Source organism: Cryobacterium sp. TMT1-62, from assembly GCF_004403145.1.
Taxonomy (GTDB): domain Bacteria; phylum Actinomycetota; class Actinomycetes; order Actinomycetales; family Microbacteriaceae; genus Cryobacterium; species Cryobacterium sandaracinum.
Window position 1 is genome coordinate 17,970 of sequence record NZ_SOGZ01000025.1, and the last position, 13,342, is coordinate 31,311.

General features: G+C 65.2%; 11 protein-coding genes and 2 tRNA genes. 4 read left to right on the top strand and 9 right to left on the bottom strand.

What is annotated here, in order from left to right; translation table 11 throughout:
* Positions 1 to 22: 22 nt before the first annotated feature.
* Together murQ and E3T34_RS06460 are read right to left on the bottom strand one after the other, a co-directional pair.
* Positions 23 to 958, bottom strand: coding sequence for an N-acetylmuramic acid 6-phosphate etherase (murQ, locus tag E3T34_RS06455; protein WP_198412269.1), 936 nt, complete (start codon positions 956 to 958; stop codon positions 23 to 25).
* Positions 955 to 1,947 carry a MurR/RpiR family transcriptional regulator gene (locus E3T34_RS06460; RefSeq protein ID WP_370327308.1) on the bottom strand — a complete coding sequence of 331 codons (993 nt, stop codon included), beginning with the start codon at positions 1,945 to 1,947 and terminating at the stop codon, positions 955 to 957. The genes murQ and E3T34_RS06460 overlap by 4 nt, the downstream gene beginning before the upstream one ends.
* Before the next feature lie 508 nt (positions 1,948 to 2,455).
* On the opposite strand from E3T34_RS06460, the gene E3T34_RS06465 reads away from it, so the two are divergent.
* Both E3T34_RS06465 and E3T34_RS06470 read left to right on the top strand, forming a co-directional pair.
* Positions 2,456 to 2,692: a hypothetical protein gene (locus E3T34_RS06465; protein WP_134342507.1), complete on the top strand. Its 237-nt coding sequence runs from the start codon at positions 2,456 to 2,458 to the stop codon at positions 2,690 to 2,692.
* A 173-nt stretch (positions 2,693 to 2,865) separates the two neighbouring features.
* Positions 2,866 to 3,216, top strand: a complete 351-nt coding sequence (locus E3T34_RS06470; protein WP_134342508.1) for a hypothetical protein — start codon at positions 2,866 to 2,868, stop codon at positions 3,214 to 3,216.
* A gap of 295 nt (positions 3,217 to 3,511) precedes the next feature.
* Here E3T34_RS06470 and E3T34_RS06475 read toward each other — a convergent pair.
* The 6 genes from E3T34_RS06475 to E3T34_RS06500 all read right to left on the bottom strand — a co-directional run bounded on the left by E3T34_RS06475 (position 3,512) and on the right by E3T34_RS06500 (position 9,500).
* Positions 3,512 to 3,585, bottom strand: a tRNA-Met gene (locus E3T34_RS06475).
* 33 nt (positions 3,586 to 3,618) lie between these two features.
* A tRNA-Thr gene (locus E3T34_RS06480) sits at positions 3,619 to 3,690 on the bottom strand.
* 54 nt (positions 3,691 to 3,744) lie between these two features.
* The gene (locus E3T34_RS06485) at positions 3,745 to 5,610 is read right to left on the bottom strand and encodes a glycoside hydrolase family 13 protein (protein ID WP_134342509.1); all 1,866 of its coding nucleotides are present in this window, start codon (positions 5,608 to 5,610) and stop codon (positions 3,745 to 3,747) included.
* Between the two features lie 7 nt (positions 5,611 to 5,617).
* A complete protein-coding gene (locus tag E3T34_RS06490) occupies positions 5,618 to 6,526 on the bottom strand; it encodes a sugar ABC transporter permease (protein ID WP_104100721.1) in 909 nt (302 codons plus the stop codon).
* Position 6,527: 1 nt separating this feature from the next.
* A complete protein-coding gene (locus tag E3T34_RS06495; RefSeq protein ID WP_134342510.1) occupies positions 6,528 to 8,165 on the bottom strand; it encodes an ABC transporter permease subunit in 1,638 nt (545 codons plus the stop codon).
* A 96-nt stretch (positions 8,166 to 8,261) separates the two neighbouring features.
* A complete protein-coding gene (locus tag E3T34_RS06500; protein ID WP_134342511.1) occupies positions 8,262 to 9,500 on the bottom strand; it encodes a maltose ABC transporter substrate-binding protein in 1,239 nt (412 codons plus the stop codon).
* A gap of 173 nt (positions 9,501 to 9,673) precedes the next feature.
* On the opposite strand from E3T34_RS06500, the gene E3T34_RS06505 reads away from it, so the two are divergent.
* Both E3T34_RS06505 and E3T34_RS06510 read left to right on the top strand, forming a co-directional pair.
* Positions 9,674 to 11,341 (top strand): glycoside hydrolase family 13 protein, encoded by a 1,668-nt coding sequence (locus tag E3T34_RS06505; protein ID WP_134342512.1) that lies wholly within the window; start codon positions 9,674 to 9,676, stop codon positions 11,339 to 11,341.
* Between the two features lie 246 nt (positions 11,342 to 11,587).
* Complete coding sequence (locus E3T34_RS06510) at positions 11,588 to 12,487, top strand: GTP pyrophosphokinase family protein (protein ID WP_338145459.1); 900 nt, start codon at positions 11,588 to 11,590, stop codon at positions 12,485 to 12,487.
* A 27-nt stretch (positions 12,488 to 12,514) separates the two neighbouring features.
* Here E3T34_RS06510 and E3T34_RS16705 read toward each other — a convergent pair.
* Positions 12,515 to 13,342 (bottom strand): M23 family metallopeptidase (locus E3T34_RS16705; RefSeq protein ID WP_134342513.1); only part of this gene is annotated, 828 nt, incomplete at its 5' end.

The following is a 13,342-nucleotide window of genomic DNA, read 5'->3' on the forward strand; positions in this document are numbered from 1 at the left end:
GCGGCAGTGGGTGACGGTTCGCTCAGGGTGACGTGATGGCGGTGCGGACGTCGCCGTGAGCCTGTTCGAGGCGAGCGGTGGCCGTGGGGAAATCAGTGTCGGTGAGCAGCATGACCACGGCGGTCTTGGCATGTCCGCCGGCCTGATCGATTGCAGCGGCGGCGGTATCCGGATCCGCCCCGGTGGCGTCGCTGACGATGCGGCGGGCCCGGTCGACCAATTTGGCGTTCGTGGGTTGGACGTCGACCATCAGGTTGTGGAAGACTTTTCCGGTGCGGATCATGCTGGCGGTGGAGAGCATGTTGCACACCAGCTTTTGCGCCGAGCCTGCCTTCAGCCGGGTAGAGCCGGTCAGGACCTCGGGTCCGGTGTCGACCTCGATGGCGACATCGGCGTGTCTGCTGATCTCCGCGCCGAGATTGCAGGCGACGGAGACGGTGGCCGCCCCAACGCTTCGGGCATGGTCCAGACCGCCGATGACATAGGGGGTTCGGCCGCTGGCGGCGATGCCGACGACCACGTCAGCGACGGTGAGTCCGACTGCCCGCAGGTCGTTCACCGCGAGGTCGGGATCATCTTCGGCACCTTCGACGGCCTGGAGGAACGCACGCTCCCCGCCGGCGATAAGCCCGAGGACTTCCCCGGGGTCGGTACCGAACGTCGGTGGGCATTCGACGGCGTCCAGCACCCCGAGTCGGCCGCTGGTGCCGGCACCTAGGTAGATCAGCCGTCCGCCGCGGCGGCGGGCGCCCACAATCGCATTTACTGCGTTCTCGATCGCCGGTAGTGCCGCCGCCACCGCAACCGGGACTGTGCGGTCCTCTTGGTTCATCACGGTGAGCAGGTCCGCGACGGACATCGTGTCCAAGTCAGTGGTGTGGTCATTTGCGGTCTCGGTGCCCAATGTGGCGAGTGCCATGGTGTTGTCCCTGTTCCTGGTGTTGTTGAAGCTATTCATGGTTGTTTGTTTCGTCCCGGATGAGAGGTGACGGCGGCGTAGGTGCGTTCCAGCGCGGCTCGGGCACCGGGTAGCGTTTGTGCGACGCCGACAAAGATGGCGTCGACGAGCAGGAGCTGCCCGGTGCGGCTGGCCATCGCTGCGGAACGGAAGCCAAACTCTCGACCCGCGGTGACCAAGACGTGTTCGCCGTGGGCCGCCAATCGGGAGCGGGCGGCGCCAGTGATGGCCACCGTGCCGGCGCCGGTCGACCGGGCCGATTGCAGTGGCGCGACGGTGCCGGGGTTCTCTCCCGAGTGGGAAACGCCGATGGCCAGGTCGGCGGGGCCGAGCAGCGAAGCGCTGACCATCGCCGCGTCGTGTTCGGTGTACGCCCGGGCGACCAGTCCGACCCGGTTCAATTTCGCAGTTAGATCCTCCGCGACCAGGCCAGACGCGCCGATGCCATACACGTCGATCCGGCGAGCGGCCCGGATCAAATTGATCACTTTCTCCAGGGCGACGGGATCGACGAGTTCGGCGGTGGCGCGGAGCTGTTCAGACTCGAACGCGGCCAGCTTGGTCAACACCACGCCGATCCGGTCGCCGTCGGCGATGTCGGCGCCCACCGGGACACCACCGTCGTGGTTCGCACCACCCTGCGCAGCCAGCGCGAGCCGGAGCTGCGGGTATCCGTCAAAACCGAGACGCCGAGCGGTGCGGACCACGCTCGCGGTGCTCGTCGACGCGCATTCGGCGAGCTCGTTGACTGTCAGAGCCGACGCCGCCGTGGTGTCAGACAGCAGGACCCGCCCGATCCGGCCCTCCGCCGGGGTCAGGCCAGGCAACATCGCCCGGAGCCTCGCGACCACATCTGACGGAGCCGGAGTGGTTGGTCCGATGAGCTCACGCCTAGCATCGGTCGAGACGCCACGATCAGGAGCATGCCTGTAGTCCTTCTTGGGTGTCATGGGCGCCCTCCTCCCCTCGGGTTGCAGTCTCGGGGCCATCCCGAGCCTGTAACAAAGTTACACTTTTTTGAACCGATAATGTCAAGAGTTTCTATGGTTTCTCCCATGACGGATTGGCGGCAAAGCAGATCCGCGTACCGCCTCAGCAGCCTCTGAAAGCCAGTCCCAGCGCGCGATGAGAGAAGCACGCGCCAAGAATGCGCTCATCGCAGCGCTCGAGCCGCCGCGTCGCGATCATGCTCCGCGCAGCCCCTCCAGTTTTTCGTCGCAAGGCGGTGAAGGTGGAACGCACGCCCCAGTGCTCAGGGGCTACCCGCGAACCGAGCAGACAGCGGACCGCTGATGCGCGCGCCGACTCACGACAAGCCCGCGGATCACCCGGTCAGCCAAGCGGAGTGACTTGATTTCTCTTTGCTTTGTCAAACGATTTATGCGGATACGGCGCAGGAACGCCTTGCAGGGTCCAATCGCGCAACAGGTGTGTGCGGCGCACCTCGTAGTGAGCGCAAATCACGAGGATCCGCCCGATCACAGGAGGTCAAGTCCCATGGCACTTCTCACCCAACACTCCCTGTCAGGTTTCATCGCCTCGGAGCCACAGCAATCCGTCACCGAGAGCGGCGACACCCGCTTCTACGTGCGAATCGGACAGCCGCACTTCCGCCGCGAAGAAAGCGGCGACTTCACCATGCTCGAGCCGAGCTTTCACGACCTCGTCGCCTACCGCGCCACCGCCGACCGCGCGGTCGCCCGGTTCGCGAAGGGCGCCAGCTTCGTGCCCTGAGACCTGCGACTCTTGGACGCAGTACATCGGAAGAGAGGCCATCGCTCTTCTGAGCGAGGACGGCCTTTGCTCGGACGGCACTGCCGGGTCACTGGTCGACGCCTCCACCGTGGAGAACCAGCCCGGGAGCGGTTTCGCGAGGAACGAGGCTGGCAACTATGCCGGCATGACTCATGCATGTGTGCGTACCGCTAGCCGGTAGCGGCAACTCGAACGACGATGCCTTCCTGAATCTTGGGCGCGACTACCCGGATAACGGGCGACTCCAAATCGTGCTCTGGGACATCGGCGGCGTGGAGCCCATCCCGCACGGAACGACTTCGTGCACGATGGGTGAAATCACGCTGTGCGAGGGCGTCGCTCAGGTCGAGCTGGAATTCGCCGGTCAGGTCGAAATCTACGAAGAGGCACCCGTCGGCGCTCCCCTACACCCTGCTCTCGACCGCCCTCTCACTGGCCCCTGGCGATGTAGATTTCAGGGGTCAATATGTTGGGGTGCCGGCACCCCGGCGGGAGCGTCCTAGGGGAAACTCCGACGGAACCTCCCCCTCGGAACCGGACTGCGCGGCCTACTCTGGCAGGAGTCGCATGTGGCCCATCCGTAAGGAAATCCCGCTCACATGCGTTTCAGTGGTCGATAGGCAACTTCCTGGCCGTCCCTCACCGAAATGTTGCGAGACGCGGGACCGAATGGACGCGCAACGAAGCATTGCCCGAAACTCAGACCTAGACCGTAGTCTAGAGCAGAGCTGGGTGGCATCGGATCAAAAAGAAAGGCCCAGTGACCGACAGAATTCCTGGTCAAAGGGCCTTTATGTGTAGCGGGAGCGGGAATTGAACCCGCGACACCACGATTATGAGCCGTGTGCTCTAACCAACTGAGCTACCCCGCCACGACCTGTCGGCTGCAAGAGCTTCCAAGCCAGAGCCCCCTGTGGGAATCGGACCCACTACCTCTTCCTTACCAAGGAAGTGCTCTACCAATGAGCTAAGGGGGCGAAGCATCCGTGTGAACGAAAACCAAGCCAAATTTCGGCAACCGGTAAATATTATCACCAAGTCGGCCGGCTCGATGACCGTGGGGTGGAATCGGGCACCGAAACCCCCGGCAGCGCCCACGCGGTGAAGCTCGGCCCGTCCGTTTCCAGACGGATGCGCCCGCCCGCCACGCTGACGGCGGCGTCGCCCAGGAGCCGGGTCGGCTCCCCTGCCACGGACCCGAGCGGCAGTGTCACCGCGCACGCGGCGCGGGCCGCGACCAACAGCACCGACTCCTCCGCACACTCGCGCACGTAGACGAGCACATCCGCGCCCACGTGCACCCAGCGCATCCCGCCGCCGTTCAGGGCCGGGTGGGCGGTGCGCAAGCGGATCAGCGCCGCGTACAGGTCGATTGTGGCCGCCACCTCGGAGTCACCCGCCGTATCCCACGGCATGGGCGTGCGCGAGCCCTCGCCGTCGTCGCCGGCCAGGCCGAATTCGTCGCCGGCGAAGACCACCGGGATGCCCGGCAGGGTCGCGCTCAGCCCGAAGGCGACGGCCACTCCCCCGTCGATCGCATGGGTGCGGAACCTTGGAGTGTCGTGCGTGTCGAGGGCGTTCATTGTAGCCAGGCGAGTGCGCCAGGGGTAGCCGGCCGTGAACCGGAGGTGGGCGTCCACGAACGCCCGCCCGTCGGTCAGCGGGATGGTGCCGTAGGGCAGCCCGAAGAATGTCGAGGGGCTGTGCGGCTTCGAGAGCCAGCTCCACACCGGTCGGGTGAAGGTCGTATAGGTCATCGCGCCGTGCCAGCCGTCGCCCTGGAAGTCGTCCGAGGCATCATTGGTCGATTCGCCGAGCAGGATGGTGTCGGGGTTCTCCGCGATCATGGTGCGGCGGATGGTCTGCCGCACCAGGGCGTTCAGGTCCTCCCCCTGCAGGCGGCCGGTCATGTTCGCCACATCGATGCGCCAGCCGTCGAGGTGGTAGGGGGCCCGCAGCCACTTCGCCACCACCGACTGCGGGCCCTCGATGAACCGGCGGCGCAGCTCGATCGAGGTCCAGTTGAACTTCGGCAGGCTGGGTACCCCGAGCCAGGACGCGTAGTCCTCGTGCCGGTCGTCGAGCCAGTAGTAGAAGGCGCTCTCGACGGCATCCGGGGCGCGGTGCGCCGCCCGGAACCACTCGTGCCGGTTGCCGGAGTGGTTCGAGGTGAGGTCGCCGATCACCTTGAAGCCCCGCTCGTGGGCAGCCTCGACCAGCCGCACGAGGGCAGCGTCGCCGCCCAGTGCCGGGTCGACCACGTCGAAGCTCCGCGCGTCGTAGCGGTGGCTCGAGCCGGCCGGGAACACGGGTGTCAGGTAGAGCAGGGTGACGCCGAGCCGTTCGAGGTGGTCCAGGTGCAGGACGATGCCGTCGAGGTCCCCACCGTAGAACTGGTGCGAACGGGCCGGTTGCTCCGCCGCTACCGGGTCACCCCACGCCGCGGGCACGGCCCAGGTCGGCTTCTCGCGCAGCGCGGCGGCCGTGGAACGCCCGAAACGATCCGGGAAGATCTGGTACATCACGGTCGACGCGACCCAGTCCGGCGGTGCCGGATGGCTGAGCAGCTTGAAGTCCTCCGCGTCGACGGTCTCGAAGGAATGCACCCCGGCGGCGTTCAGCCACCAGTGCCCGCCGTCGGCCCGGTTGATCAGGAACCGGTAGCCGTTGACCGGGTTCAGGATCTCGACCTCGGCCTCCCACCACCGCCAGCCCTCCGCCGCGCCGAGTAGGCGGGCGTCGTGGAAGCGCGGTTCCCGGTCGGGCGTCGAACGCACGTGCACGGATGCGACGGCGCCCCACGCCTCCGGCACCCGCACCCGCACGCCGACCGTGTCGCCCGGCCGCGGCGCCTGGTCCGAGACGTACAGGGCCGACCCGTCGTGGTGCGGGAGCATGCGCGCCCTACTTCACCGATCCGGCGGTCAGGCCACCGACGATGTACTTCTGCAGCCAGAGGAACAGGGCCATCACGGGCAAGGCCGCGAGCACGGCGCCGGCCGCGAAGACCGAGTAGTTGGTGGAGAATTTCTGAGACACGAACTGGTAGAGGCCCACCGCGAGGGTCTGATTCTCGGGGCTGATCAGCACGATGCTCGCGATGACGAACTCGTTCGTCGTGCCGATGAAAGAGAGGAGGCCGACGACCGCCAAAATGGGTGCGACCAGTCGCAGGATGATCGTGAAGAAGATGCGAGCGTGACCAGCACCGTCCAACTTGGCGGCCTCGTCGATCGAAGCGGGAATCGTGTTGAAAAATCCGTACATCAGGTAGGTGTTCACCCCAAGAGCCCCGCCGAGGTAGACCATGATCAGGCCGACCTGCGAGTCCAGTCCGATCGCCGGGAAGATATCAGAGATGCCGTTGAGCAGAAGGAATATCGCGACGACAGCCAACAGTTGGGGAAACATCTGCAACAGTACGAGCGTGAGCAGTCCCCCCCGGCGACCGAAAAAACGCATCCGGGAGAAGGAATATGCCGCAAGGGCCCCCAAAAAAACCGTGCCGATCGAGGTGATTACTCCGATGATCAGGGTATTGCCGTACCAGGCGGCGTATGGCTGTTGGGGCAGGTTGAAGAGCGTCACAAAGCTGCCGAGGCTCACCTCGCTGAATAGCCCATTTGCGGTGATCAGGGTGCCACCGGGTTGCAGCGCTGCCGAGAGCACGTAGACAAGGGGGAACGCCGAGAACACGGCCATGAACACGCCGATCAGGTGGCGCCATCCCGTTGCTTTGAACCAGCGCTTGAACTGGAATGACGAATTTCTCACGACGATGCGGTCGCTAGTCTCCCGATTGTTGACCTGCATGTCAGTTCAGCTCCTCTAGTGCCTTGGTCTGCCTAAAGCTGATGATCGACACGATCGCGACCAGCAGGAAAATGATGATGGAGAACGCACTCGCCAATCCGTAGTCGCGGTTCGCACCGACGAAGGCGACCTTGTAGACCATCGAGATGAGGATGTCGGTCGCACCGACATTCACTCCCGCGGTAACGTCTCTCGGCCCGCCATTGGTGAGCATGTAGATGAGGTTGAAGTTGTTGAAGTTGAACGCGAACGACGAGATGAGCAGCGGGGCCACCGACACGAGCAGCAGCGGAAGCTTGATCAGCCGGAACACCTGCCAGGGCCGCGCCCCGTCGACCGTTGCTGCCTCCTGCAACTCGCCGGGAATCGACTGAAGAGCACCTGTGCAGACCAGGAACATGTAGGGAAAGCCGAGCCACAGGTTCACGAAGATGATGCTGAATTTGGCCAGCCACTCGTTTGTGAGCCAGGGTATTTCCGCCCCGCCGAACAGCACCTGGTTGACGAAGCCGAACTGCGGGTTGAGCAGCCCCGCCCAGACCAGCGCGGACAGGAATGCCGGGAACGCGTAGGGAAGAATCAAGACGACGCGGTAGACGTTGCGTCCGCGCATCCGCAGGTCATTGAAGACCAGCGCCAGAAAGAGCCCGAGCGCGAACGTGGTGGCGACAGAAAGGAAAGCGAAGGCAAAGGTCCACAGGGTCACGTTGATCAGCGGCCCCCGAATGGATTCCGTGCCGAACGCACGGGCAAAGTTATCGAATCCGACCTCAACTTTCCAGCCGGGGCGCAGTTCGGTACCGTCCTCCGCGGCGAACGCTCCGACCGTGCCGTCCTCGGCGTAGACGACGTTCGTCGTGGTGTTCGTCATCATTCTCGCGGCCTCGTCGTAGACCAGATCGGACAGGTAGAGATAGGCCTTTGAGCCGTCCGGGGTGCGGAGCACCCCCTCGTTCGGGTCGTCGGTGAGCGGCACCGAGAGGGCCGCGATGACCTCTTGATTGGCAGCGATGTCGCTGAACTTGAGGGAGGTGTAGCCGGGAAGTGCGGTGGCGACGCCGTCGGCATCCGTCTCGGCATCGGTGACTTCACGCAGGGGCGCGTCGGAGCCGCCGACGCTGATCCGGCCGTCAGGGTCGGTGACGAGGAGGCTGTAGGCACCCAGTTGCTCGATCACGGTGATGTCATACGCGACCGAGTCCGGCACTCGTTGCTGCGCGGAGGCGATGAGTGATGCGACCGCGTCCGCCCTGGTGCTGTTGTGCCCGGTGCCGTAGTTCGTGAACGCGATGTAGCCGGAATAGCCCACAACAAAGATCTGGAAGATCACGAGGAAGATCAGGCCGGGGGTGAGGTACTTGGCCGGCAGAGCGTTTTTGCTGAAGTAGATCCAGTTGACGATCAGGGTGACTGCCAGAACGAGTCCGAAGATGACCCAGTCCTGTTTCAGGAAGAGCACGAAGAGAGCGTAGACGCTGATTGCGTCGACGATACCGAGGAGCAGAATTTTCACCAGGAGAATCTTGATCCCGACGGACGCCGCCTCGGCAATTCGTCCCGCCCGCTTGGATTGCCTCCACTGGGTGACCAGCGAGTTGTCGCGCGCGGTGCGATCGCGACCTGTTCGTGGGGTGGGCATCTTCGTCCGTTCTCTGGCGCCTGCCGGCAACCTTGCCTGATGTGCGGTGAGGGAGCACGCTGTGCCCGGCCCCCTGATGGAGCCGGGCACACGGTGTTACTTCGCGATGGCGCCCTGGATTTCGCCGGTCATCTTCTGCCACAGCGCTGCCGGGTCACCCTCGCCCGCGATGATCGCGGCCTCGGTGACGCCCCAGAACTGCCAGACCTTGCCCATTTGCGGGATGTTCGGCATCGGAACGGCGGTTGCTCCGACCGTACCGAAACCGGCGGTGATCGGGTCGGCGGCAGCTGCCTCGAAGGCGCTGGTCAGCGCGGGCGGGCGCCCGCCGACCTCGTAGAGCGCGGTCTGCACCTCTTCGGAGCCGATGTAGTTCACCAGGAACTCATTGGCAGCGAGAGCGTTCTTGGTCTTCGCACTCACGAAGAAGCCCTGCACGCCGACAAACGGCTGGGCAGGGTTGCTGCTGGCGGTCGGGATCGGGTCGATCGCGACGTCGATGCCGGCCTTCTGGGCATCCGGGACATTCCACGGACCGGAGAGGAAGAACGGCGATGCGCCGGCGTTGAACTTCTCTTTGGCGATGTCGTTGGTGATGTTCACGCTGAGGTGCCCTGCGGCGCCTTCGGATGCGAGCCAGGCCGCGTAGGCCTCTCCACCGGCGTTGCCGATCGAGAGGTCTTCGGCGTTGTAGCTGCCGTCGGAGTTGGTGCCGAACACGGGGGCGCCGAACGAGGTCTGGAACGGGTACAGGTGATACGGGTCCGATTCCGGTCCAACGGGCACGAGGAACGGGAACTCAGTGCCGGCGGCGGTGCCGGCGGCGACCATGTCCGCGTACGTCGCCGGCGCGGTCGGCGCCAGGGCCGTGTTGCGGAGGAGGGCGATGTTCTCGATCGAGTAGGGGACACCGTAGGTCTTGCCCTCGAAGGTCATCGCGGTGACGGCGACCGGCTGGAAGTCAGCGGTCGTATCGCCGAGTTCAACGGGCTTGAGCACGCCGTTCGAGACGAGGTTCCCGATCCAGTCGTGGGCGCCGATCGTGATGTCGGGGCCCTTGCCGGTCGGAACCTGGGCGATGAACTCTTCCTGGATCTTGGGGAAGTCCTTCTGGATGAGTTTTACCTTGACGCCGGATTCCTTCGTGAATGCCGCCGCCGCGTCTTTGAGGACCGTGCCGCGGTCGGCATCGACCCAAACCGTCAAGGTGTTGGCGGCGGTTTTATCGCCCTCGCCACCCTGCGGAGAGGCCCCGCCGGAGCATCCGGACAATGCGAGGGACGCTGCGACCACTACTGCGCCGGCAGCGACGAGACCTTTCATGTTCACCATCATTGGTGTGCCTTTCTCAGGACATTGAAAATTTATGCAAGCGTTTACATTTATAGCAAGTATCGGAACCATTGACAACTGAAATAGCCGGATCTGAATCTTGAGCAGGTGATGCGCTTAGCCCGCAGGCCTGCAAGCGCTTCCATAGTCACGAGAATGCCGTAGGGTTTCTTTTCATGACAGGCTCAGAGTGGTGGCGAACCGCAGTTATCTATCAGATCTATCCTCGGTCCTTTGCGGACGCCAACGGTGACGGGATGGGCGATCTAACCGGCATCACCAATCGTCTCCCTGCTCTCCGGGCTCTCGGGATAGACGCCATCTGGCTCTCGCCGTTCTACACTTCACCGCAGAACGACGCTGGTTACGACGTGGCCGATTATTGCGATGTCGACCCTCTCTTCGGCACGCTCGATGACTTCGACACCCTGCAGCACACGGCACACGAGCTGGGCATCCGCGTGATCGTTGACCTTGTGCCAAACCACTCCTCAAGTGAGCATCCGTGGTTCAAAGCTGCCCTCGCCGCCGCCGAGGGCAGTGAGGAGCGCGCGCATTACATCTTCCGTGATGGCCAGGGCGAACACGGCGACCTTCCCCCGAACAACTGGGATTCCGTCTTCGGCGGCAATGCCTGGACCCGCGTCACGAACCCGGACGGCACTCCCGGCCAGTGGTACCTGCACCTCTTCGACACCACACAACCCGACTTCGACTGGGACAACGAATGGGTGAAGGCGCAATTCCGCGATGTGCTCCGGTTCTGGCTCGACCGCGGGGCGGACGGTTTTCGGGTGGACGTCGCGCACGGCATGATCAAAGCGACCGGTCTTCCCGACTACACGCCTCCGGTCGCGGGCGGCAGCATGGGCGGTGCCTCGACGGAGGGGTCAGGTATCATCACCGAGTGGCCCGAAACCGCGCCCTACTGGGCCCAGAACGGTGTACACGAGATCTACCGCGACTGGCGCCTCATCCTCGACGAGTACCCGGGCGACCGCATCCTCGCGGCCGAGGCCTGGGTCGATCCGCTCAGCCACGTCGCCGAGTGGGTGCGCCCCGACGAGATGCACCAGGCCTTCAACTTCGCCTACCTCGAGACGGCTTGGGCCGGCCCGGCCCTCCGCCGCGTCATCGACGATTCCCTCGCTGCGTTCGGCGCAGTTGGTGCCCCGAGCACCTGGGTGCTCTCCAACCACGACGTCGTGCGCCACGCCTCCCGGCTCGCGCTCAACCACGAGAACCTGCAGGGCCACGGTATCGGGCCGACGACGCCCGACCTGCCCGACAGCGTGATCGGCCTGCACCGGGCCCGGGCCGCCTCGGCGCTCATGCTCGCACTGCCCGGCTCCAGCTACCTCTACCAGGGCGAGGAACTGGGTCTACCCGAGGTCATCCACCTGCCCGACTCCGCACGCGAAGACCCCACCTGGTTTCGCACCAACGGAGAGCGCTACGGCCGTGACGGATGCCGCGTGCCGCTCCCCTGGGAAGCCGCCGCTCCCTCCTACGGCTTCGGCCCCTCGGCCGAGAGCTGGCTGCCGCAGCCGGACGAGTGGGCGGGCCTCGCCCGCGACGCGCAGGTCGGCGTCGCCGGCTCCACCCTCGAGTTGTACACGCTGGCCCTGGGCCTGCGCCGGGAGCACGCCCTCGGGCTGGGCTCGGTGGAGTGGCTGGACGGCCACGCTGACGAGATCGTGGCGCTGCGCAACGGCGCGGTGACGGTCGTCGCGAACACGGGCGCGGCATCCGTGCCTCTGCCTGCCGGCGAACTCCTCCTCGCCAGCGGCCCGCTGCCCGGCAACACGCTCCCCGGCGACACCACCGTCTGGCTGCGCGTCTAGCCCCCCACCCCAGGGTCGTTTGCCCAAACGAATTCGACGGAGATTCTGCCCGAAACGGCCAGTTTAGAGCTCAAAACCCAGTTCTAGAGCAAAATCTCCGTCGAATTCGTTCGGGGCACGGGGCAGAACGGCGCTCGAAGGCGACGGATGCCGCGTGCTCCGGCGACGCGATCAGTGACCCCGCAGCGCCGCCATGGGACAATCGAAGGGCGTCGCCTGAACGGGGAGCGCATAGAAGGAGTAGCAGTGACCGGCACGGGGATCGACAGCGGAACCGAACACGGAACCGAACCGGGACCCGGCACCGACACCGACACCGACACCAAAGCCGACCAGGCGGCCCCGACGCGCGGGGATCTCGCCGAACTTCGCGAGCTCACGACAGAACTGACCCGGTTCATGCTGGCATACAAGTTCGCGACCGACGAGATGATGACGAAGATCAACATCTTGAAGGAGGAGTTCGCCTCCATCCACGACTACAGCCCGATCGAGCACGTCAACTCTCGGCTAAAGACACCCGACGGGATCCTGAAGAAGGCCGTCCGCAAGGGCTGCCCGCTCGTCCTCGACGACATTCGCGCCCAGATCCAAGACATCGCCGGCATCCGCATCACCTGCAGCTTCATCTCGGACACGTACCGCATTCTCGACATGCTCACCAGCCAACTCGACGTCACGGTGCTCGAGGTCAAGGACTACATCGCCGCCCCGAAGCCGAACGGTTACAAGAGCCTGCACCTGATCGTCGACATCCCCGTCTTCCTGTCCGACCGGGTCGACGAGGTCACGGTCGAGATCCAGATCCGAACGGTCGCGATGGACTTCTGGGCGAGTCTCGAGCACAAGATCTATTACAAGTACCACGGGGCGGTTCCGGTGGATCTGGTGGGCGACCTCAAGCAGGCGGCGGATGCCGCCAATCGCCTCGACCTGAAAATGGAGGGCCTGCACGACCAGGTCCTGGCCATGGAGCCCGACGGCAGCGGAGAGACCCACCTGCTCGAGATCGCCGGGCTGTCGCAGCTGGCGCTGCCAGAGGGCCTCCTCGCGGCCATCGGCCGCGCCCGGACCGCCGAGTCCCCGCCCGAGTCCGCGCCAGTGACCGAGCCTGAGGACGAGACCAAGGCCGAGGCGGCCGGCTAGTCCCAGCTGGCCCGTGTCGGGGTCGAACTAGTTCGTGTTGGCGTACAGCCAGACGAGCGGGTTGACCTTGGTGCCGTCCTTGCCGCCGACGCGGATCTCGAAGTGCAGGTGCGGGCCGGTGGACATTCCGGTGTCGCCGACCTGGCCGATGACCTGGCCGACCGTGATGACGTCGCCGGTCTTGAAGAGCATCGAGCCGTGGATCATGTGCGCGTAGACACTGGAGACGAGCTCGCCGTCGATCATGTGGTCGATGATCATGTGCACGCCGAGGCTGCCTTCGCCGTCTTGGGCGTAGCGCACGACGCCGTCGGCGATCGACTGGATCGGCGCGCCCAGGCCCGGGTTGAAGTCCTGACCGCCGTGGTTGGAGGAGCAGCCCGCACAGTCGCGGAAGCCGAACTCGTCACCGATGTGCACGCCCACCGAGAAGGGCCATTGCACGGTGCCGTTCGGGTTGTTCGTGAAGGTCGCTTCCATCCGGATGCCGCTGGCCGCTGCGACCTCGGCGATGGTCTTCGACTCGTAGCCGTCACGCTCGACCGAGATGGTGTCCGCTCCGCCGGTCATGGAGAGCGTCTGGGCAGGTTCGCCCTGGGCGCTCAGCTTCGCGTTGTAGGCGGCGGCCTGCACATCGGCAGAGGACAGCAGCGCCTCGGCCGGCAGGGAGGTGGCCACGGCCATCAGGGCGACGAAGGCCATGGCGACCATCGTGACGCCCGTCGTGGCGAACTTGCGCACCCGATTGGCGGGGGCCGTCGCGGTGGTGCGGGGCTGGGGTGCCGGCGCGGTGGCGGCGGCCGGGTGAACGGCGGGCGCCAGGCGCTCCCGGGCCGATGCGCGGCGGGGGCGGGA